A 25,133-nucleotide genomic window follows, 5' to 3' on the forward strand; every position below is an offset into this window, starting at 1 on the left:
AGACTTCCCCCTTTTTTAAAAAAATATGGCATATTGACTCCATCCGCACCGCGCACAGCTCCCAGCGCGCGGTGCCTGGCGTCACATGACAGTGGTCAACCACATGTCTTGCATGATAGAGCGAAAACTATTCGATCTTGTAAACGCTCACATCATCAATATACACTTTCTCGTCCGGATTCATATACCAGATGCCAATACCCAAGCCCTGAATCGTTGGCACTTGCCCGTTATAGTCTTCTTTGATCTCATACTCAAATTCGAGGTAGTTCCACATTTCTTTGGTCCAATCCAGCGGAACCTGCTCCGATATCAGAGTATCCAGTCTGTCCGAGCCATCAGCTACAATTGTGAACCATTGGATTTTCCCGTCGGTTGGCGCACTCCCCGCCTTGAAATAGTAGAAGGATGCTCTGTATTTGCCGGGCTCAGCCATCAGCGTGTTCTGATAGGGCCCCATTCCTCCCCACAAGCCCTCAGCGGTCAAACTGTATCTTCCCGAATGCGCAATAGTATCCGACCGGTACTCAACCGCAGGGCTAATGACATAATCCACCCAAGGAGCCGGAATGTTTCCGGTACCCTCTTCAAACGACGGATTTCCGATCAAATTTTTGCTCTCGACCAACTGTAGCGTTTGGAAATCCTTGGGAGTCCATGGATTGCCTCCACCCCAGCTGATATAATGGGTAGCCCCCATGTAATTGCGCATGAAGAAGCCTTTCAGGTTGCGATTATTTTTGGGATCGTTTATACCGATGCTCGCAAAAGGAATGACCTGAACGAGATTCCAGCGATCCGCTTTAAGACTAGCATTGGCCTCCCAATTCGGGTCGCTCGACGGAGCAGGGCCTCCGTTAGCATGGCTGTACTGAAACACCAGCTTGACCGCATTCGGATTGGTAAAGTAACCTTTGAAATCCGAGTACGTATCCGCCGTAACGTATGTCTCATTCGAATCGTCGTAGCCGCTGCTCCACCATCCGCCGGTTGCATCGTTGCTAATCACGAGATCGTTCACATCGTCAAAGAAATTCTCATAGCCCACGTACAGGTTCTCCTCATCCCACAGCAGATAAACTTTCGTCTCTACAGGCGGACTGGCTTTCGTCTCCATCTTCAGGAAATCGGATAAGGGCTCCGCAGCAGTCCACGGACCGGAACTAAAATCTAGCGATTGCAAAATCGCTGCTTTGCCGGCACTCGTCTTGACGGCATAAGCGGACAAGTGATCCGTGAGCCCTTGGTATTCCGGGACCCCGTTTAAAAACTCGTTCAATGCTTGACGCACGGGACCATTCCCTGGCTCATTTGCCGTGTAGGCTTGCAAAGCAGCAATCATTTGTCTCTGAACGCCATCCCATGTGCCGCTTACGCTGATTAAATCCAGCACAGGATGTCCGGCAAATTCAATCGCCAGCTGCTTGCGCTTTTGTCCCATATCATAGCTTTTCTCGATATCAGCCAAAAGCTCCATAGCGGCCTGCTCATTGGCCGGCGTCGCCGGTCGATCCTTCGGATAGCTTAATGCAGAAGCTTCATAGTATTCGAATGCGCGCATTAGTAGCTGAGCTCTCGTCTTTTGAGCATTCGATCCCGCATGGGCCACGGCCTGTTCCAGCAAGCTGCGGCTGTCCGCAAGCTCTTCCTTGGTGATCTCTTTAAGATAATAGTGTTCATATATATTCAAATAATTGCTTCTTTTAACTTTGTTTTTCCAATCCAAATACCAAGCCGACTGGAAAACCCGAGCTGTCCAGAATTGTTCCCAATGATCATAATATTGTTCCAGATATGGCGCAGCGTCGGCTCCCACCGCCCGCTCATACCATTGCTGCAACAATGCGTCCACATCTTGATCCGCATTCCACTGCAGTTTAGCGGCAATCCACGCTTTAGGCCCTTCTCCGAAGTTGGGATACAGCTCGGCAAAATGCGCGATCGCGCCATGATCCTGCTCGTATTTATAGTTGGCCGCCATTTGATGAACGTACGTTCTAGGCACATTGTACACAGTACCGTACAAATATTCATAAAAGCCAAGATTCGTTGCCGATTCGAGCCAATTCTCCGTCAGCTGCATCCCGACGGCCCCCAGATCCGGATCTTTCCAAGTCATACGGTCGTCCGTAATAAATGGAACTACGTGCGAATTAAGCTTGAATGGAGTATCGTCCACCTTCATCGGAGGATCATACATTTCTCTGTATGCCAGCACGCCGAAGTATTTATCCGGATGCTGCGTCAGCACGCCCTCGGCAATTTTGTTCACCCAAGGATAGTAAAAATCGGACATATGCCAGGCCCCGACCGAATTCCTCTTGGTCGGCGTTTCACAGTACTCGTATCCCAAGTCGTTAATTGCCAAAGAATAGGAAGAATGTGAAGGATTTTCATTAAAATACTGGATAATCCGCGCAATCGCCGCTTGTGCCGTATCGTCGTTGAAGCACGGCTGCCAGCTTTCCAAGCTTGTCGGAACAACCCCGCCCACATAATACTCCGGATGATCCGCAAAAACTTGAGGGTCGAACAGCTGATACAAATTATGATGCATCATCATATTGTTATCCGTCCGAATCACTCTTTGCCATTCCCTCAGCGACGGGGTTATTGTCGAATACATATAACGCGAGAGCGTCCGAGGCTCATCTTGAACCAGATCGTTTGGAATCACAAGCGTCGAATGCTGTGGAATATCCTCGCCGTCAGGCCCCGGCATCAGCCAGCTTATCCCTACGTAACGCTCCAGGAATTCGTAAATGCCGTATTCCAATCCGCCCAGATTATTGCCGTCGATCGTAACGTGATCGCCTTGAGAATCGATGAAAAAGCCTTGTTCATTCAGCGTTTGCAGCACAAGCTGATGCTGATTGCTCTCCGCGGCGCTGCTGCCGCCTACATAAATTTTCACGCCGTCATATTCCGCCGGGTCACCGGTTACAATGGGAAGCGCTACTCCCGTCGACTTTTGGATGTATTCCACAAGTTTTTGCGCAAGTGCAGCCGGCGTGAGATAGTTCCAAGCCGGACTTGGATTCAACGATTCGTTCGCATGCGCATCCATGACGACAACCGTTGCATTCCCCTGTCCGTTCTTCACAATCTCGAGGACGTCTTCGTTGTTATCGGTCGGCGTTGGCGTAGGAGTTGGCGTCGACTGCGAATCGCTCGGCGATGGCGTCGGCGTCGCCGTTGATGGCGTATCGCTTGGCGACGGCGTCGGCGTTGCCGTCGTTTGAGAGCCGCCGTTATTCGACGATGGAGCCGTCGTCGGTGCTCCTTCCCCGTTCACCGCGTCCGGCTGCTTCTCGAAGGTCGAGCCTTTCCCCTTGGCGTTTATCAAGGCGGTTTGAATCGTGCCTTGACCGGATGTCTTGAGCAGAGCATCCAGGACGATCTTACCGATCACCGTGTTTACCCCGATACGGAGTGTCGATCCATCGGCTCCCTCAAGGAGCTGCAGAAGCCGAACGCTGCCGGAAGCAAGCTCGATCGCCGTTTGCGGAGAAGAAATATCCGCTTGCTCGAATGTCCCTTTTAATGTCAGCTTCAGACCTTCCAATTGAGCGCCGGCGACCAGTATCTTCACGAAGCCTTGCCCCGTCAAGGCCGACTCTTCCAGCACCGCACTAGAGTTCACGTGAACAATTTTTGCAAGCGTTGCTCCTTCGGCAACTACTCGAACGGTTCCATCCTTTTTCTCGATGAACATCTCGCCCAGGCTGCTGTCCAGCAGATGAATGCTTTCCGTTCCGCCGCCCCGGATGGTTGTTTTTCCAAGCACCGTTACATTTTCGAGAAATGCATCGCCTTCCTTGATTCCTTCCGCCAGAAGCAAGCTTCCGTTAACTTTCATATTCCGGAGCGTTACATCGGCTGCAGCCACGACCACATCCCCATTAATAACGCGAACTCCCTGTACGGGGCCGAAAGTACCGGCTTCATTGAAACTTACTGAACGAATCGCTTTCAGCGCTCTATCCAGCATGACGATCAGCTCTGCGCGCGTGATCAACGCTTCCGGACGGAAGCTGCCGTCTTCATAGCCTTCAATGATTTTAGCAGCCGCCACCGCTCCAATCGCTTCCTTGCTCCATCCCGGGAACGAGGCCAAATCTGTAAAACTTTGCGCAGAAGCTTGTTGCGTTTGAGCCTGCTCCAGCAGTCGATTGACGATTACTGCAGCTTCCTGCCTGGAAATCGGTTTGTCCGTCTGAATGCTGTTATCTTCAAAGCCTGCAATGTATTTCGCCTTAATAGCTTTGGCTGCATCCTCGTATTCCCAGTTCTCCTTCGATAAATCGTTGAAAGTAGACGCTGCTTGGTCGTTGAAACCGAACGAGCGGTTAACGAGCGCCAAAACTTCACCGCGGCTAATGGCCCGATCCAGCCCTAAAGTGCCGTCCGGATACCCTTTGACGATACCGGATTTTGTCCATTCCTTTACCCAGCTTTCCGACCAGTGACCGGCCAGATCGGAAAAAGCAGCTGATTCAGCCCCTGATGCTCCTACAGCCTCCGAACTGTTTTTCTCCTCTCCCCATGCAGTACCGTAAGCCGATCCGAATGTGGAAAGGACGAGACATAGCATCATAAAAATGAGAACCGCCTTGTTTGATTTTCTCTTCAAAACAAGAGACATGACTTCCCTCCTTAAGCGTTATTGTAACGCTCACAGATTAAGATTTTTTTATTATCAATCTCGCAAAACCCTAACAAAATGGAAATATCAAACTTGCAAAGCCGCATCCCTTGTGATCGATGCCGAATGAACATGGCACTCCCTTTCTTCCCCATTTTCGAGGCGCCTTCAAGACGACAATCCGTTTCTGAGCGCTGCAGGTTACGCAATCTTCGGCATCATCCAATTTTCCCTCCATTTCACAAATGGATATGTAATCGCTTTCAATCAGGAACAATTTTAATTATAAAAAAAACGAAGAGACAGTAATATGCAGCATTTTAAGATTTCATAGCTCATTATTAATTTCTGACATTGCGAGTACGTACAGTCCAATGCTTTGTTAAACAAGGATAAACGGCTTCGCCGTCCTTTAAGGACTGGCGCGTTTACCGGTGAAATATCATGCTTAAGTATGTGAGACATATAAATTCTGGCTGATATTTAAAAAAAGTTACCCTAAGAAATCAGGGCAACCTTAAAACGAAAGGTTATTTTACAGTTATCAAAAATATTTAACGCATTCAATTACAAATTACCTTTCATCAACCGTGCACTGGAATAAACAGCTACCGGATCCCCAACTGCTTGCGGTAATCGGAGGGCGAATGCCCGACGATACGTTTGAACACGCGGACGAAGTAGGAATACTCCGTATATCCGACCGCTCCGGCCACCTCATATACTTTAAAGTCCGGATCGCCGAGAATGTCTCTCGCTTTATTGATGCGCAGCTCCGTTACGTACTCCACGAACGTTTTGCCCATCTCTTCCTTAAACAAGCGGCTGAGATACGGATGCGACAGCCCGATCAGTTCGGCGGCGTCGAATAAAGACAAATGCGGATTCGCGTACTCGGCCTCGATATAGGTCAGCGCTTTTTCGACAACATGGCTCTTTCGCCAATTTCGCTGTGTCAGCAACTCGTTCATAATGCCGAGCAAATGCTCACGGATCAGCTCGGCATCGCGCCGCGCATCGCTAGTGAAGTCCAGCGGATGGAAAGCCGTGTCCGGCAGCTGCGCGCTGTAATGCTCCCGGATAAACTCGTTCAGGACGTAGATGATGAGATGAAAAAACTCGTACGCATCCTCGGCTTCCTTCTCGTGCTTGAGCCATTCGGATGACAAAACGGACCATTCCGCATCGAATTTCGCCTTTTCCACGAGCCAAATGGATTCTGCAAGCCGCTTCAAGTTGTCGCGCCATGCCTCGACCCAGACGAACCGTCGGGGCAGCTTCTCTCGCTTCTGCTCGATTTTGCGTGTAAGCTGCTGCATGACACGCTCCAGCTCCTCCGGCTGAACCGGCTTCAGCAAATAATCGTGAACGCCTTGGCGCAGCCCTTCCCGCACATAGTCGAACTCGTTGTAGCCCGAGAAAAGCACGATTTCGAGCCCGGGCAAGAGTCGCCTCGCCTCGTCGGACAGCTGCAGCCCGTTCATGTACGGCATGCGGATGTCGGTCATCAGAACATGGGGATTAAGCTCTTGAAGCATGCGCAGCCCCTCTTGCCCGTCCTTCGCTTCCCCCGCTATTTCGTAGCCTCCGATTTCCTCGATCATTTTGCATATGCTTTGTCTGATCCAACGCTCGTCTTCCACTACCAGCACTTGCAGCATCGACTACACCGCCTTATTGTCGCCTGGCACCAAAACACGGATGACCGTGCCGCCGGCGTCCGATTTTTCGATCCATAAGCCGTACGGTTCCCCGTAAACAAGCCGTAATCTTTTATGAACGTTGTATAAGCCGATGCTCCCCGTTATGGCCAGCTGATCGTCCTCGACAAGCTTGTTGTCGGTCAGACCCTGGAACAACAAGTTGAATCGATCGCTCACCTCGGGCGGCATGCCCCTTCCCTTGTCGATCACGCGAATTTCGTAGCCGTCAGCGGTCGCTCCTCCTTCAATGCCTACATAGTCCGGGCGCAAATCGTAATCCTGGTATCCGTGAATAAGAGCGTTCTCGACAAGCGGCTGGAGCATCAGTTTCACGCATGGAATTTCTTTTAGACGCGCTTCACGGTCGACATCGATCTCCGTTCGAAGCTCTTCAAACCGTTCGTTCTGGATTTCCAAATACGTGCGAATATAGCGGATCTCGTTCCACAAGGAGACGATCTGATTGTCGCTATCCATGCTGTAGCGGAAAATATCCGCCAGATTGGCTACCATTTTGCTTATCGGCTGTACGCCGGCCAGTATCGCGAAAGAGTGAATCATCCCGAGCGTGTTGTACAAAAAATGGGGGTTGATCTGCGACTGAAGCGCGATAAGCATCGATTCCTTATGGCGCACCTGCATCTCCTTCGCCTTCAGCTGGGACGTATGCTCCACATGGATCAGCCTGCGGTATTCGTCCATCATCGTATTAAAGCTGCGGTACAAAATGCCGATTTCGTCCTTCGCTTTTACGGGGGCCCGCACGTCCAGATTGCCGCTTTCGGCGCGCTTCATCAGCTTCTGGATAAGCGAAAGCGATTTGATCAAATGGTAGGTGAAGCTTCCCAGCAGCAGCAAGACGACAACCGCGATACAGAAAAAAATAACGAACGCCGTCGTTCTCAATTTCACCAAATCGGCTGTCAGATGCTTCATGGGCACCTCGAACATGAGGGTCCAATTCGTCAAGTCGGAGGTCCGGTAGCTGACCATGCTTCTTTCTTGTCCGCTGCCTTGCATCCTGTAGCCTTCTTTCCCTTCAACACCGCTCCATATCGCTTTATCCGCTATCGTTCCGATAAGCTCATTATCCGGATGATAAATATATTGACCGAGATTGTTCACCAAATAAGCTTGGCCGACATTCTCGAGCTTAAGACCGCTGAGGATTTCGGCGAATTTATTCAGCTTCAGATCGACGATCAGAATGCCTCTGCTCGACGGCTGCAGCGGGTCGTAAATGATTTTGTAGGCGGTAATCACGGGGATCGTACCGATCCTGTTCACGCCCTCGATCGTAAAATCGGTCGTCGGATCCTTCAGATTGAGCATGTCCAAATACCGCTGGTGCCGGGTGTCCAAGGCGTATTCCTGCGTGCTTAAGTGGAGATTTTCATTCATAATCAGCGTAAATTTATAAATATCGTTGCGGCTGGAATACAGGTTCCGGTACAGCTCGCTGCGAATCCGCTTTTGCAGATCGTATTGTCCTAAGTAGTCATCGGGCTTCAGATGAAGGAAGTCCTGTATCGAAGGATTCAACAGGAACGGAACCGTAAGTCTGTCCATATCCGACATATAGGAATTTATATAATTGTTGGTTTGCTCCAGCAGCAGACGGCTGTAATAGGCCGCGTTGTCCTCGATCGTCTTTGCGGTGCGGCTGTACCACAAATACCCGAGCAGCATGAACGGCAGGAACAAGCTGATGATGATGATGATCGTAAGCTTTCGTTTTAGCGAGAACCTCATGTCGCACGCCCCATTCCGTGTTCAATCGCAGCATGTTTCCGCTTACATTTACAAAGGCTTTAAGAGCCGAACATAATGCCGACAAGTAGATTCTAGCAAGGAGGAGGGCGCTTATATATGAAAAAATTTAACTTTTCATATCCTTTTTTAACTTCCGTTCACTGCCGGCCCCTTAGGATCAACTACAATCAACTGCAAGCCGGCACCGCATTGCGGCAGGTTACCTTCATCAAAACATATCGCGTTTGAAGCGGCAAGTCCTTTTTAGCGTTTAACGATACTGAGTTTTCAACGCCCTCTGCTTAGCTAAACCTACTCTTAATTTGGGGATTTGCCGTTCACCGTTCAAATGTAGATAAAAACAGCCATTGTCTTCCAATCACAACTTCAGCATGAAAATCATCTCACATTTACCGCAGCTCCTGCTGCATGACTGACGACGAATCTTCTATATGAAAATTCATACAGAATTTATCTTTTAGCATTCATTTCGGCAATTCTATGCGAAAAATCGTACAGATTTAATACAGGCACTTCGCCGTCCTTATGGAGGAGCGCGTTTACCGTTGAAATGTAAGCACTTAATAGGTCAAACATAAAATTTCAAAAAAAAGACTGTCCCGAGCCATATTCATGGCTTCGGGACAGCCCTAGGTTAAAGACAGCGACCCAGCTCCGCGCTGCGAATCCTTCCTTTGCGAGGCGTCAGCTGTATATAAGCTGAATTATTCCGCCCCGCCTGAAGCCTTGCTTCTCAACAAGTTGTAAATCGCTTGCGCGGCTTCCGCCCTGTTGGTCAGCCCTTGCGGAACGAAGCGATTGTCGCCTCTGCCGCCGATCAGCTCGAGAGCCGCAGCCGCATCCAATGCCTCCTGCGCCCATACGCTTGTTTGGCCGCGATCGGCGAACCCGCTCGTGCCGGCCGGAGACGGTTTGCCATGTTTTAATCCGTAAGCGCGGACGAGCATGACGACCATCTCTTCGCGGGTAATGCTCCGTTCCGGCGCGAAGGTCGCGTCGCCGCTACCGTCGACAAGCCCCGCAGCCGCAGCGGCGGATACGATTCCCGCATACCATGCCGCCGGGTCCACGTCGGCGAAACGCTCCCCTTCCTTCGCTTCCAGCCCAAGCATGCGGACGAGCATAGCCGTAAACTCCGCACGTGTCACATCGCGGGACGGCTCATAGTTTGACGGGCTTACTCCGTCAACCATATGCGCGGCCGCCATTTCCTTCAGCATGCGGAAAGCCCAGTGATCCGGCGCGACATCGTCGAACGATTTGTCGAACGCCAGCACGACCACTTTACCCGGACGAGGAAGCTGCGCCTCGATTTGGCCGCCCTTAATGGTGCCGCCCAAATATTCCAGTTCCCCATTCTCTCCAATCATGTAGACGCCGAGCAATCCGGCATCCGCCTGCGGATCGAACGTGATGCTGACCGTAACCGGCGATGTGAACGCCTCTCCTTCAAGCCCTGTAAGCAATTGAAAATCATACACCTTGCTGGCCGGAGTCAATACGGCCTGGGCTTGCTCGCCGGCCGCGGCGATCGCCAGCTCCTCGGCTTCGCCCCAGACTACGGTCAAGGATAGTTGGAGCGCCTGATCGCCGCCTGTTCCTGAAGACTCCAAACGCTGTAAAATGCGCTTGATCGCATCCTTCGAAAGCTTCACCGAAGCATCGCCTTGAATCAAGGTCAATTGCTCCGCATCGGTCAAAGCATTCCGCTTTACGGATACTTCCGGCTTCCCTTCTTCCAGAACGATCGTAATATTTCCGTTCTCATCGGGCTGCCCGCCGTTCTGCCCCGAATTAGGCGACGAGCTTCCTCCCGAATTTCCGGAATTTTCGGGAACTTCCGGGACGACCGGCGATGCGACGATTACCTTCGCATTCGCCGTTTTACCGTCCAGCGATACCGTTATGCTCGCCTCGCCGGGACGCAGCGCGGTCACCTTGCCGCCTGCGCTAACGCTCGCCACTTCCGGCCTGCTGCTCTCGAACAGGACGTCCGCCGTCGCATCCCTTTCCGCTCCATCGCTGTAAGCGGCAGTTGCGCTCAACTGTGCGGCCGCTCCGATGTTCATCGAAGCAGGCGCGCCATCAAGCCGGATGCTTAGCAGCTCGTTCCCCGGATTCGCCGCCTCGATCGTAACGGCCAGCTCGGTGCTGAACGACAAGCCTTGCCATGCTGCCTGCACCGTAATCGTCGCTTCGCCTGCGCTATGCGCGGTGACGACGCCGTTTGCTGAAACGGAGGCAAGATCCGTGCGGTCGCTTGCGAATGTGAAGTCGGCTCCCGTCAAATCGGCAGCGCTTCCGTCCAGCCTTTTGCCGGAGACGGCGATTTGGCCGGTTTCCCCGACGATGAGCTTCGCTTTATTCAGCGAGGCTGCGATTCCCGCCGGCGCCTGTTTCTCGAAGGACAACGGAATGCGGAACGCAGCTCCAGCCGCAAGATTGTAGACGAATCCTGCGCTGAAATCATCGTCGTCTTGATAACTGCGGATCAATGTGGTATCTCCTATATCGAGCGAATATTGCCCGTCTCCGAGGTCCGTAACGCCTTTAATCGTATAGACCGCGTTGCGGAGATCGTCATTTTCCACGTAGATCATCCGATTTACCAAATCGCTAGCGGGATGTCCCTGCAAATCCATATTGACGATAATTTCATTGTTTACTTGCAAAAGTTTCGTAAAGTCAGCGACCGTGCCGGAAAGGCTGCCGAAATCTTCATCGATTTCCGGCGTTCCAGCCAAGCCCAGTACCGTGCCGTCATTGACGTAGCCGTATACGCGCTGCCCGTTCATTTCGGAATAGACCCCGAAGCTTCCTTTAAACTGCAGCTTATCGTCAATCGTATACGTCGTATCGGAATCCAGTGCGCTAACGATATAGTCCACACGGCCGTTCTCCAAAGTAACCTTCACCGCTCTGACGTCCATATCGCTTGCAACGGCTCCGCCCGCTTTCACCACGGCACTCTCGATCGAGCTGACGAACCTTGCGTCCTTATACGGCTCGATGACCGACGTAAACGTGCTCTCCAAATTCGTCCCCGTCCGCTTGGCGATCATATATTTCAGACTTTCCGGATTGCCGATCTCGGTCCGCGAAGGAACGCCGTCTGCAAGCGCCACCTCATCGTTATCGTTCAGCATCGTCAACCGAAGGTGAATGTCTTCAGGCTGTGAGAGTACCTCCCACGTGTCCTCGACGGCCCAATCGACGCTGAATGGCGAAGACGGGGCTTCGTCCCGTTCGACGTTTTTCAAATAATGAAATCCCGATCCGGTATACTCGGATCCTGTTCCGTGCTCATCCGAAGGCCGCTGGCCGTACTCGACATTCGGTCCCTCATAAGTGCCCGTCAATTGCGGCGTCATCGTCAGTCCTTCGACCGTCACGTCGCCTTCCGCGCCATGGAAGCTGAAATGATGCTCGCTTCCCCCTTTGACCCTGAAGAAATCGACGACATACGAATTGTCGCGATCGACGCGAATCATCGCCGATGTCCGTTTGTACAGCTCCGTCTGCGGGTATACCTCGGGTCCTTCCACATCGATAAGCTTCACGATCGAGCGGTCGTCGAACTGCTTCGGCTGGCCTACCCACTGCTGGCTCTGTTTCGTTCCGTCAACTACGACCGTATTATGGGATATCGTATTTCTCATCCATTCATGGTTATGCGTATCCGTGTTACTCGTGGATTCTGGGTAACCGAGATCCGGGCTCAAATCGAGTCCGAAAGCGATCAGCCCCAAATTTAAATTATCGCTATGCCCGTGCGCATAGTTGCGTCCATAATACAGCCACAAATCCCGCAGCGTATTCGGACCGAGCGTCTCGATTCGTTCCTGGCGCTGCTGCTCGTCGAGAATCGCCAGCTCGAACAGTGCCATTTTGAAGCTTTTGGAGAGCGGGTTTTTGCCCGTATTCACAAATTCGATCACATGCGTTCCCGCGCTTAGCTGACGAATACCGAACGTTTCGCGATCTTGACGAGTGCCGTAGAAATCGATCTCGCCTATCTCCTGTCCGTCGAGCTTTACATTGTAAATGCCGGAGCCGCCATACCAGATTGAGCGCTGCGGCTTAAGCAGCAGCTCGTAGCTGTCCGTTTGCGCCACGTCGAACGAGAATGCGATCGAATCGCCGACAGCGGCGCCGGCAAATTCGAGCGCGCCACTCTTGATCGACGCGGATCTGTCCGGCGTCATCGAGACGATCGGGAGCATTTGGAGCGGATAGCGCGTTCCCGTAATGTCCGCCGGGTTTTCCCCGTCGCGCAGCGCGGCGAAGCCATAACCCGTCATATTGATGCTGTCGAGCTTCAACAAGCCGTGTTCATCGATGGCCGCCTGAACATCGCCGACGATTTGCTCCGCATTTTGCGTAAAGATATCGCTATGCATACCGGCGGTGCTGTTATTGTTCATGAAATAGGCAAGCTGGGCATAGATCGGATCGCCATATTTCTGGAACGCTTTCAGCATTTGCGCCTGATCTATGAGAAGCCAAGGATTTCCCGCTTTGCTCGCATCGCCGATGCCGGCTGTATAACGCTGCCCGAGAGTCAGCGGATAAATCGCCGAAAACATTTTGCGGAACTTGACATGATCATACAGATCGGCGCCGCTGTACCCGTCATAGCCGTCCAGAATGTCCGCCGCTTCCAAATAAGAGGACAGCCACAGCAGATTGTAAGCTGCCGAAGATTCGTTGCCCGCTCCGTCGTGATCCACCTCATTGACGAAGGTGACGCCCATATTGCCGCCGGTTACGGAGTACGGAGGCCAGATCAAGCCGCCCGACTTGAAATTGAAGTCCATCCATTCCTTCGTTTCCGGGAACTTGTCGTAGACGACCGCAGCCATCGCCAGCGCGCTTTGGTGAACACCGTTATTGCCGTCCATTTGCGCGTTCTTAATGCCGGGATATACTTGTTCCACGATGCCGACTTCGATGTTTTTGCGAATGCCCGTAGCCGTGCTTTTGAGCGGCCCGAGGTCAAATTGCTGCGACTTCTCTTGCAAGAAGCCGATTAACTGCGGATCGTCCATCATCGGGTAGAATGCGTCATACGCTCGCAATAAGTCTTTGACTAGGAAAGGCTCCCACATCATACCGACAGCTTTGCCGAGTCCTGTAAAACCGTGGGAGTTAAAATAATGCTCCATGCCATATACGGAAATGTCCTGACTTGGGTATACATCCGCGATCCGGTCCAGCAATACGGTCCCGGCACGCGCGTATTTGATATCGCCGGTGTACAGGTAGGCGTCGCGCAGCGCTCCGAGCGCTATGCGCATTTCGCCTGTCCCATCCCACGCTCCCCAGAGCCAATGAACATAATAAGCGACGAACGTATAGTAGTTGCCGTGCTCGTCAATCCAGCCTCTGCCATCATCAACGCCCCAGGTTGGCCCTTTTTCGGGATACAGCGTATTGACGAGGAAAGCCGGGTTTGCCAGCGTCCGGTCAAAAATGCCGTGTTCGTTCAACCCGCTTTCATAGTAGCTTTTGAAATCGTTCGTCGGAAACCGGTAGCCGCTGCTCGGATCGGTTATTTTCCACGGGTCGTTGATCGGGTCCAGAATATATGGGTAATTGCCGTACTTGTCGACCTCCTTGCCAGTAACGGGACTCCCCAGCTCCAGATTCACGGTGGCGCTTCTCGGCAAGCTTTGCGGCGGCACCAGATTCCACAAGAAATCCAAACCTTGCGCGATAAAAACATCCGCTTTGGCCACTGCGGCGTCCTTCATGCTTTTTGCCCAATCGTAACTGGCGATATTGTCGCGCGCATTCTGAATTTTGGCTGTCGTGTAGAGAGTGCTGCGGGTTTTCGCATTGATCAGCTCAATAACCTCGACGTTTAGACTCGCAGTAACCGTCTTTCCGCCATATTGGACGGTCGCGGTAATCGTCGTCTGGCCGATCCCGGTCGCTTCCAGCAGGCCGCTTTGCGCATTGACGGTCGCCACATTGCCATTCGCGCTTTGATAGCTGACTTGCAGCCCCGGGAAAAGCGCCTTCGAGCCGTCTGTCAAAAAGGTTTCGGTGCTCAGCTTGGCTCGCGAGCCGGTATACAGCACCGGGGAGTCCCACTTGATCGATGCGCTGCCGATTTCAAGCCCTCCCCCCGCAGGATCTATGATGAACTTAGTCGGATGCATATTGCGCCGAAACGATCCCGCCGTATGGCCGATCGCTTTGAAGGTCAGCTCATGCATGCCTGCTTGCAGTTCCATTGCGGCGAGCGTCCGCACTTCGCTCTCAAACTGGTCGGCCATCGTTACAGGGTCGTAAAAATCGAAGATGCCGATGGAACGGCCGTCGATAAACAGCTCGCCGATGCCGCCCAGATCCATCAGTTGGCCTTGCAGCTGCACTTTATATAGGCCGTCGGCATTCACATGAAACCCGAACGAGCGCGCATGGCCGTCCGCATAAGCGGAAATGCTGATCAGCGTATCGTACAAATCAACCCCCGGCGTTTGACCGTACTGCTCGCCGATGAGATGCCATTCGGGCGTGCCCGGATTCAGGGTAAACTGGTTAAATAGAAACGTTTGTTTTTCAGGCTGCGGCTGCTGCACCGTAACCGGCAGGCTGGCCGTATACGTCGTTCCTTCGTATACGACGGTTGCGGTGATCGCCGTTTGGCCGACCCCGACCGCGCTCAGCAAGCCGGTTTGCGCATTAACCGTCGCTACTCCCGCATCGGCGCTGGCGTATGTCGTTTGCGCTCCGGCCAACCCCGCCCGGGTTTCGTCAGTCAAAATAGCTTCGACTCCAAGCTGCGCAGTCGTACCGACATATAGCGCGGGCGTATTCCACTTGATCGCCACTTCTTCGATTCCGACCGAGCTTGTCAGCGGATCCAACATAAACTTGGTCGGATGCATGTTGCGGCGCGCCGATCCGGCTGTATGGCCGATCGCTTTAAACGTAAGCTCGTGAATTCCTGCATCCAATTGCATCACGCTGAGCGCTCTCGCTTCGCTTTCGAATTGGTCGGCCATCGTTACCGGATCATAAAAATCGAAGATGCCGACCACTTGGCCGTCTACCGAAATTTCGCCGATGCCGCCCAGATCCATCAGCTGTCCCTGCATTTTGACGACGTAGTTGCCGGTCGCCGGCACGTTAAAAGCGAACGAGCGCGCATGGCCGTTTTGAAACGCGGAAATGCTGATCAGCGTATCGTATAAGTCCACCCCGGGCGTCTGACCGTACGGCTCGCCGATCAGGTGCCAATCGGGCGTGCCTGGACTAAGAGTAGATTGCCTGAACAGGTAGCTGACCGGGCTTAACTGCGGCGGCTGCACCGTAACCGGCAAACTGGCCGTATACGTCGTTCCTTCGTATATGACGGTCGCGGTTATCGCCGTTTGACCGGCGCCGACCGCGGTCAGCAAGCCGGTTTGCGCGTCGACCGTCGCCACCCCGGTGTCAGCGCTGGCGTATGTCGTTTGCGCCCCCTGCAGAGCGGTTTTCGTTTGATCGGTCAGGACAGCCTCAACTCCGAGCTGCGAAGTCGTGCCAATCTGCAAGGCCTGCGCATTCCCCTTGATCGCCACCCCTTGCATGCCGACCGTCCCTGAAAGCGGATTCAAAATAAACTTGGTCGGATGCATATTACGCCGCTCCGATCCAGCCGTATGACCGATCGCCTTGAACGTCAGCTCGTGCATCCCCGCTTCCAAATGCATCACGCTAAGCGCTCTCGCTTCGCTTTCGAACTGATCGGCCATCGTAACCGGATCGTAAAAATCGAAGATGCCAATGGACTGGCCGTCTATCGAAATTTCGCCGATGCCGCCTAAATCCATCAGTTGCCCCTGCATTTTGACGACATAACTGCCCGAAGCGGGCACATTAAACCCGAACGAGCGCGCATGGCCGTCTTGAAAAGCCGAAATGCTGATCAGCGTATCGTACAAGTCAACCCCGGGTGTCTGACCGTACGGCTCGCCGATGAGATGCCATTCGGGTGTCCCTGGGTTCAGGGTGGACTGCTTAAACAAATAGACGGTAGGGGCCGGCGGTTCGTCCGCATACGAAATTTGAGGCCGTACGTCTAAAAGAGGCGAAAGCATAACGACAAGTGCCATTAATACAAGAAAGCATTTCGTTGGGACTGGATGCTTACGAAAGCTCATCTATACTCCTCCTTGTACCGATTAAGATACGAAAATGAATGTTGAATCAGGACGATGCATTTCTTGAAGCCGCTTGGTTGGCCATCCCCCCTTCAAAATCATTGGCTGATTGAAGCAGGCGGCAGCTTTGTTTATTAGAAGCGCCTTATATAGCAGCCCGCCGCACGACCGGATCGGATCGTCGCCAATCGTTTTTGCGTCGCACGGCATGCTTCATCACACGGCTGATAGCGGTTTCATATCATGGCGTCATGCTTGCGGCTCACTCTTTAACCGCACCGAGCATGGCCCCTTTGACGAAAAAACGCTGCAAAAACGGGTAAACGATCAAGATCGGCAAAGTCGCGAACATAATGATACCGGCCTTCATCATCTCGGGGGTGGTGCTGCGGATCGCCTCGGCGCTCGCGTTTTGTATAACCCTCTGCGCCTGATCGTCCACAACCATATTCCGCAAAATGATCTGCAGCGGGAACAACCCGCGATCGCGAATATACATCAACGCTCCGAAATAGCTGTTCCATTGGTAGACCGCATGAAAAAGCGCGATTGTCGCGAGGACCGGCTTGGATAGAGGCAGCACGATCCGATAGTAGATTTTGAATTCGGAGCAGCCGTCGATTTTGGCCGATTCGAACAGTTCCTGCGATATCCCCTCGAAAAACGTCTTGATGATCAGCACATAAAAAGCGCTCAGGGCATTCGGGACGATAAGGGCCCAAAGCGTATTTTTCAAGCCAAGCGAGCCGACAAGCAAATAGGTGGGAATAAGCGGCGCCGTAAAAACGAAGGTGACGACGATCGCTTTAAGCACGAAAGCCCTGCCCTTCATGCTTTTTCGCGAAAGGGAATACGACAGCGAGGAGCCGAGCAGCAGCGTCAGCGCCGTCCCCGCCAAAGTAATCCAAACGCTGACCCCCATCGCGCGCCAAATCGTCTGAAGGCCGAATATCGTCTCGTACACGTTCGTATTGAAGCCTTTGGGCCAAAACAATACCTGCTTGCTGTTCACATAAAGCGGGGAGCTGAACGAAACGGCCAGAAGGTGAATGAGCGGCGCAATCATCGTCAAGCCGATCAGGAAAAACACGATATTATTGACCGCTTGAAAAAGACGCTCCGATTTGTTGAAAACCATTTCCTCACCTCCTTCAATATAGTCCGCTGCCGGTCAGTTGTTTGCTGAGCCTATTCAGACAAACGATCATGGTCAGCCCGATCAGCGATTTGAAAAGCCCGATGGCCGTAGTAAAGCTGAACTGCGCCCCCAGCAAGCCCGACCGGTAAACATACGTATCGATCACTTCCCCGATCGGACGCACGAGCGGATTGAGCAAAACCAGCATCTGTTCTACATTCGTATCCAGTAAATTGCCGATTCCGAGCAGGAACAACGTGATAATCGCCGGCGATATCGAGGGCAGCGTGATGGACCACATTTGCCGCCAGCGTCCCGCTCCGTCTACGATTGCAGCTTCATACAGTTGAGGGTTGATCGCGCTCATGGCAGCCAAATAAATAATCATGCCCCAGCCGACCTCTTTCCAAATGCTCGACATCACGACCACGCCGCGGAAAAAGCTTTTATTCGTCATAAAGTCGACCGATTGCAGGCCGAGAAAACCGGTCAAGCGGTTTACCATTCCGTCGATAGACAGCAAATTGATAAAAATGCCGCCGACGATGACCCAGGATAAAAAATGCGGCAAGTAGAGCAACGTCTGCACCGTCCGCTTGTATAAGCCGAACCGTATTTCATTTAGCAGTAAAGCCAGAAGCAGAGGTGCCGGGAAACCGAAAGCGATTTGATAAAAGCTGAGAATCATCGTATTTTTTAACAGATTGACAAATTCCTCGTATTGAAACATATAAATGAAATGCTTCCAGCCGACGAAGGAACTTCCCCAAACACCCTTGAAGAGGCTGTAATCCTGAAAAGCAATGACATTGCCAAGCAAAGGTCCGTATTTGAAAACGATAAAATATAAAATGCCCGGCATGGCGATAAGCCACAGCATCGAGGAGTCGCTGCTGCGCAGCTTCCTTATCTGTTCTTTCAATTCATCCGCCGCCTATCGTAGCCTGATTTGGGAGACCGGAGCGATCCTTGGACCGTCCGGCCGCCCGGGCAAAGCTGCCGCTTTCACCCTTTATTTTCTGAAAAAGCTTTTATGCCATTCCGTCGCCTGTTTGATCGCTTCGTCGCCGCCCCGGCGCTTCCATTCCTGCACGAATTTGTCGAACTCGGCGTCGATATCCACATCGCTTGTGATTACTTTGGCGAACATATCGAGCAGCAGCGTCGAGCCGCTCACGAAATTCGGCAGCAGCTCCGGTCTCGTTTTGAACGCCTCCGGAAGCGGCATGTACATCGAATCGGCCTCGATTTTGTATTTTTCGGAAATGGCGAAGCCGCGCTGCAGTTGTTCGGCGAACGGGCTTAATTTAATGGCCTCGTCATTGTTCACGCTGTGGCCCGTTACATTCGTGTTCACCTGGTAAGCGAACGATTCCATATTGTTGGCATTGTTCGGCGATGTCGGATCCCACTTCATTTTGCCGTCCACCATTTCATAGTTGTGGCCTTCCAGGCCGAACGTGTAAAATTTTTGCAGCTCCGGATCGCTCCAAGCTTTATCCAAAAATTGAATGACCTTCTCCGGATTTTTCGTCTTGGCGGGAATGATCCACACGTAATACATGCCCGTATTCGCAAGTCCTACGCCTTGTCCGCGAGGCCCCTTCGGAGGCTCGATGACGACCGGCTTCGCATCCGGCTGGCCGACGAATTGATCCGGCGCCCACATATTGGCCAGGTTGTCGACGTAGTGCAGCCAGCTGCCCGCTTTGCCGCTCGTGATGCCGGCCTGCCAATCCGCATATTTATTCGTGATCGCATTCGGGTTGATGTAGCCTTTCTTGTACAGCATCCTCCAGAACGCCAGCGCATCTTTCATGTTAGGGGTAATGACGGACGGCACGAACTGATCGCCTTGCATCACCCAATGGTTCATGGCAACGCCGAATTCATAGAAAAACATATCGCTGCTGCCCAGGTTCTCTCGCACATAAAAGCCGTACTCGTCGTTCGGATCCCCATTCCCGTTCATATCCATCGTTTTCACTTTTTCGAAATAAGCGACCCAGTCATCCAGCGTAACCGGCATGCTCATTCCGGCTTTTTGCAGCCAATCCTCGCGAATGAACGGCACCGCAGTATGAGCATGAGGCACGAGTCCGGGAATCGCGTAAATTTTGCCGTTTTTGCTAATGCTCGGATCCTTCCAAACCTTCTCGGGAATTTTCGCCTTCAGGTTCGGGCCGTATTTATCGATCAGCTCGTTCAGCTCCAGAATCGCTCCCTCTTCCGCAGCGCGAGCATGGGCCGGCGAATCGAACGCGCCCGATTGCACCAAGTCGGCCAGCTCGCCGGATGCGAAGCGAAGCGTCAGCTGCGTCTGATAGTCGCCCCAATTCAGAAACTCGAATTCGAGATCCGTTCCGGTCAGTTCCTCTACTTTCTTCACATAGGCATTCTGATTCCAGTCCGATACGGTTTGCGTATATTCGGCGGGCGATGTCGTCAAAATGCTGATTTTCGGCTTCCCTGCCGGAGCGGCGGTTTCATTCTCTTTGATCTCCTTTTCGCCCGAACAAGCCGAAAGCAGCAGCGACATAACCAACAAACCGGACACTGCGGCATGTTTCCGCTTACATTTCATCACTATTTCCCCCTTATTCATGCTTCGAAGCGGTGCTCGGTCACACGTCGGCGGTCAAACTTTCTTTCCGCACCGCGTGCGCCTCCCGGCGCGCGGTGCCATCGCGGACTCCGCACGAAGATAAATTTCAGTGTTCCGTCAATCTGTATGACGGAGGTAGAAACGCGCGTGCTGCCACCGCCTGATATCATGTATTATATAGATTATAGGAAACCCGCAACATGAAAGTATTTATACTTTCATGACTATTTTTAACTGATGTAAGCGGTATCGCAAATAAATGCTTTCGAAGAAAGCGGCATTGTAAACATAAGCTGGATGAGCGCTTACATAATAAAAAAAACCGTCCGGGAAGTTTACCCAACGGTCCTTTTGTGCGATGCGTTATTTAAGAATCGTTCTAATACGTCAAGTTGCAGCAATAAACTTGAATGTTGGCGCTCGATAGGTTTGCAACGAGTATCCAGGCGACCGTCAATTTCAAGACATCGCTGGCGAATCCAGCCTGAACGGATTAATAGCCAGGGGATGCCTCGAAGCGGCAGATCGAATCTGCTGCCGCAAGGCATCCCCCTTGCCGCAAAGTGTCTAGTTGCATGGCTGCTGCATGATGCAGCCTAACTTCGGCTTTGCATAAATGCCGTGCCGTCACCGTTCAGAACCGCCGTCGCTTGCGCGGACACAAGTTGCTGCGCCTGAACGGCCGGAGCATTGATATGATTCAAAAAATCCTGCATATACGCAACAGCGATCTGCCCCGCTCCTTGTTCTTCTAAAATTCGGATGATATTCAGCCGGTAGGACAGTTCGGCTGCAAACGTCTGGTTAACGTCGCCGGACGCAGCCAATTGGGCAACATGACCCATGATCGATTGCACGGTGATCGGGACATTGTTAATCAGCGTAGCCACACCGGCGGATTCCGCAATTTCCCATGCTCCGCTCGCGTTCCGCTTCGCTACTGCATAAGGGATGAGTTTCCAAGCCTCCCCGCCGTCGAACGGGAATCCTTCATTTGGCGTATATGTGACAAACCGCGTGTTCCCCGCTTCCGTTTGCACATCCAATACCGGATACGCGGTCCAGTCCGCTCCTTTCTTGACGAGCACATGGCTGCCTATCCATGTTTCCGCATCCGCCACAATACCGGATGCGACGAAGCCGTCTTGAAGCCTTTGCACGATGGATCCTTCCTTCTGCTGACCAGCTTCAATGCTTATACCCAGACCGTCTTGCTCGATCTTGCCTTCGCCGGCCAGGAATGCGTATTGCAGCTCGCTGCTTCCATTGTCATCCTTATAGGACAGGACCCCGTAACGGCCGCCGAACGCAATCGGATCGGAACCGGCTGCAGCGGCAAAATCGGCAGGGACAGCCGAAGATCCTTGCGAGCTGAACACATAATCATGCCATCCGTTCCCGCCGATTTGCAGGCCGACAGGCGCATCCACAGCCGGGCGGTATACGTTGCCGGATACGGTCAACGGCTCGACATGCTGGATGCCCGGAGCGCCCGAGTACGATTCGATTACGGAAGCGAACGTGCTGCCGCCCGTCGAGTTATTCAGCCTTCTGACCAAATAAGGCAACTGAGCCCCTGCATCGTTGACTCCCCTTTGTCCCCAGCCTTCGCCGATATATACCGATTCCGACACCGTCATAGGAACCTGCCATACTTGCGTCTGACCGGCGCCGCCGGCATTCTCCCAGCCGGCAGTCCATACCTGATCCGTTCCGGCGGTCTGCACATTCGTCAACCCGTATGCCGTGACGGCGGAATCGCCGCCTTGCCCAAGCTGAATACCGCTCGTCGTCAAGCTATCCGTCGAACCGTGAAGGATATAATCATGCGTGTTTCCTCCGCGGACGCGGAACAAGTCAACGAGATATTCCGGCTTATTATCTGTCTTCTGCAGTTGCAGCAGCGTACGCGAATAGACATCCGTCTCCGCGTATGCGCTGGAGCTTGCTTCGGTCGCATGGATCGATCCCGGCATTTCATAAAAGCCGATGCTGCCGCCTCTCCCTAGCATCTTCTGGTCTTTTTGATTCACAACAACCAGATTATGAGCGGCCGAGCGAACCGTCATCGCTTGCTGCGGATTGTCCCATAAATAGCCGAGATCGGATAACGATTCGCCGCCGTTCGCCCAATAGCTCAAATCCAGACTGTCCAAATGGTGATGGGTCCCCCAGTCGCTTGCGTTAAGGATCGCTGCGCTATCGCTGTTAGTCGTTCCTCCCCGCAAATACGCCAGCTTCCACTGCGGGAAAAGAACGTCCGGCAGCAGCAGCGGTTCGGTCTGCTCCAGATCATCGGGACGGTACATTAAGCTATACGCTCCGATCGGAACAAAGCCTCCATAGCGGAACAAGCTCGACAGCAAAGGGATGCCCGTCTGTTTGGCACCGCTCCCAAACCAGTACCCATACGGTCTGCTAGTTGTATAAGAATCACCCACGGACGGATAATTCATCGAAGGCAGCAACGCTTCACCCATCGCCTTAAACACCATTCGGTAGGCGGAACGTTCATAAACCGGGAAATTGTCCGTCCGCGCTCCTCCCGGAAGCACGTAACCGACCGGATCGGAATAACCGTTGAGGATTTCTCCGAGCCAAAATAAAGGAGTGAACACTTGCATGCCGTAAGCAGGCGTCTCAATCGTCGAACCGTCAGCCTTGAACCACTCGGACAAAAACTGGTTGAACGCCTGCACCCCTAACTGTACGAGCGTCGGCTCCCCTACCGCTATGCCGATCGCGGCCGCCGCCGTAAGATTGTGTATCGTCTTATTGTTCATGGACCGATCGGCCATGAGAAGCGAAGCCGACTCCAGCAGCAAATCCCGCTCGATCGCAAGCCGTTCGGCGCTCGTCAGCAACGCCTGTCCCCCTGCCTGAACATCACCCAGCAGATCATAGGCAACGACGAGAGGCAGGATGAAATAGCCCTCAATACCGTTGGCGTTGCCGCGCCCTGCCGCCCAATAGCCGGCATGAAGCACCTTATCGGGGACATTGCCCGGCCACGTCAGCTCCGGGTTAGGCAGCTTGTTGATCCGGAACGCAGCTTCCTTCGGATCCATATCGGCAAATTCTCCGTATCCGGAATGAAGCAGCCAGTGCGGATACACTTCGGCGAAGCGCAGCAATATTTTTTTGCCTTGCTGGGCATAAGAAGTGTCGCCGGTCAGCTTGTACAGCATCGCGATTTTGCGGACGATCTCGGACATATACGTCACTTTTTTGGCGCGAATGTAGGACGTAAAGCTCGGGTTCAGCTTGAAGCCGTTAAAAACGTATGTCTCTCTGTTGTAGAACGTAATCCGCTGCTCCAGACCGCCCCAGTTCGCGATCAAGACGCCTTCCTCGGGATACTCCGCATTCGGATACGCCTTGTCCTTGCAGTAGATAACATCCGGATCTTGCGGGTCCCATCTCCAACTGCCATGCGGGAAACCCGTATTCGGATCGCTCGGACACGGAGTGAACAAGTCCGCGTTCGGCGTCGTTACCGGAATCATATTGGCGATTTGCGCATCGTTGTAGCTCATAGCGAGCGCCACGTCGCTGACCAGCGCGGCGATCTGTGCATCCGCCAAAGCCTGAAGCTCCGCCGACGACTGCACGTTCGTATAGTAATCGTCCCAAAGCTCCTGTTTGTAGAGTACCTTAGGCGGCGAGGCGGCTCCCCGCTCCGCCGGAGTCACCCAATTGGGGAACAAGTTTTCAATTGTTACAGCCTGGAAGAGACCCGACTTGAGCAGTTGCCAACGGCTGAAATCCACACCGTTCGTGAACGAGTCGTCAATCCGCAACGCGCCGTCCGCATAGACCGCTACGTTGTCCATGTAAACGTTTCCGTTTGTTCCTACATTGGTAAAATCGTTTGCAAGAAAAGCATTCGTATAAGGTACATATGTGCTGCCATAACCTTTGCCTACGATCAAATACTGCGGCGGTCCCGAAGCCGGAGCCGAAGCGGTATGCAGCAGCACAGGAGGTGTTCCCTTCTCGCTTCCCCACAACTGCACGTTGCCGTTCTCCCATACGATACGGACCCGATACGTTTTACCGAGCGGCGCGGTTCCAACTCGCCCTCCCGGCACTAAAGTGAAGTCGCCGCTGCCGGATATGCCGATCGATACGAATCTGGCAGTGTCCCAATACAACGTCAACGATGGCGCCCACGTGCTGCCCGGATTGGTTACGGGCTCGATGTCCGCTTCGGCGACGACCGTGCCGGGCGCGCTTTGCCAGTTAAACGGTTGATACAGCAGGTCATGCGCGTTGACCGGGCCTTTAAACTGGAGCTTGCCGTCCCATACATGCGCATAAGGATCGTTCCACGGCGTTGCTCCATTTGCCGGCGACGTCACAATCCGCCAACGACTGAAATCGATACCATTTGCAAATGTTTCGTCAAGCTTTGACGCGCCGTCCGCATAGACCGCTACGTTGTCCATGTAAACGCTGCCATTTGTCCCCAGACTGGTAAAGTCGTTTGCAAGGAAAGCATTCGTATAAGGTGCGGACGTGCTTCCGTAGCCTTTGCCTACGATCAAATACGGCGGCGGTCCCGAAGCCGGAGCCGAAGCGGTATGCAGCAGCACAGGAGGTGTTCCCTTCTCGCTTCCCCACAACTGCACGTTGCCGTTCTCCCATACGATACGGACCCGATACGTTTTACCGAGCGGTGCGGTTCCGACTCGACCTCCCGGCATTAACGTATATTCGCCGCCGACGGATACGCCGATCGACACGTATTTGGCCGTGTCCCAATACAACGCCAACGATGGCGCCCACGTACCGCCCGGATTGGTTACGGGCTCAATGTCCGCTTCGGCGACAACCGTGCCGGGCGTATTTTGCCAGTTTAGCGCGTGCAGCAGCAAATCATGTGCGTTGGCCGGGCCCTTCAATTGGAGCTTGCCATTCGCTAGATGCGCGTAAGGGTCGGTCCAAAATGACGCCTCGGCTTTCTTCGAACCGACCGTAACCGAACCGGTGAAAGCGATCAGCAACAAAACAAAGCTTAAAGCAACATTCGTCATTCTCTTCAACTTACTGTTCATCTTCAAGGTAACCTCCTTAACGGATTAGCAGCCAGGGGATGCATCGAAGCGGCAGAGCG

At 53.0% G+C, this 25,133-nt stretch carries 8 protein-coding genes; all 8 read right to left on the reverse strand.

Going from position 1 to position 25,133, the window contains the following annotated elements; all coding sequences use genetic code 11:
• Positions 1-127 precede the first annotated feature (127 nt).
• Positions 128-4,645, reverse strand: a complete 4,518-nt coding sequence (locus DQG23_RS22140; protein WP_113033061.1) for a DUF4838 domain-containing protein — start codon at positions 4,643-4,645, stop codon at positions 128-130.
• Between the two features lie 608 nt (positions 4,646-5,253).
• Positions 5,254-6,306, reverse strand: coding sequence for a response regulator transcription factor (locus DQG23_RS22145; protein ID WP_113033062.1), 1,053 nt, complete (start codon positions 6,304-6,306; stop codon positions 5,254-5,256).
• Positions 6,307-6,309: 3 nt separating this feature from the next.
• Positions 6,310-8,100, reverse strand: a complete 1,791-nt coding sequence (locus DQG23_RS22150; protein ID WP_113033063.1) for a sensor histidine kinase — start codon at positions 8,098-8,100, stop codon at positions 6,310-6,312.
• A gap of 725 nt (positions 8,101-8,825) precedes the next feature.
• The gene (locus tag DQG23_RS22155; protein ID WP_113033064.1) at positions 8,826-16,274 is read right to left on the reverse strand and encodes an Ig-like domain-containing protein; all 7,449 of its coding nucleotides are present in this window, start codon (positions 16,272-16,274) and stop codon (positions 8,826-8,828) included.
• A gap of 262 nt (positions 16,275-16,536) precedes the next feature.
• On the reverse strand, positions 16,537-17,412 hold the full coding sequence (locus DQG23_RS22160; RefSeq protein WP_113033065.1) for a carbohydrate ABC transporter permease: 876 nt from the start codon (positions 17,410-17,412) through the stop codon (positions 16,537-16,539).
• A gap of 13 nt (positions 17,413-17,425) precedes the next feature.
• A complete protein-coding gene (locus DQG23_RS22165) occupies positions 17,426-18,334 on the reverse strand; it encodes an ABC transporter permease (RefSeq protein ID WP_238177975.1) in 909 nt (302 codons plus the stop codon).
• A gap of 90 nt (positions 18,335-18,424) precedes the next feature.
• On the reverse strand, positions 18,425-19,996 hold the full coding sequence (locus tag DQG23_RS22170) for an extracellular solute-binding protein (RefSeq protein ID WP_158560641.1): 1,572 nt from the start codon (positions 19,994-19,996) through the stop codon (positions 18,425-18,427).
• 617 nt (positions 19,997-20,613) lie between these two features.
• Entirely contained in the window at positions 20,614-25,074 is a 4,461-nt protein-coding gene (locus DQG23_RS22175; protein ID WP_113033067.1) for an FIMAH domain-containing protein, read from the reverse strand.
• Between the last annotated feature and the right edge of the window lie 59 nt (positions 25,075-25,133).

The organism is Paenibacillus contaminans (assembly GCF_003285015.1).
GTDB lineage: Bacteria > Bacillota > Bacilli > Paenibacillales > NBRC-103111 > Paenibacillus_V > Paenibacillus_V contaminans.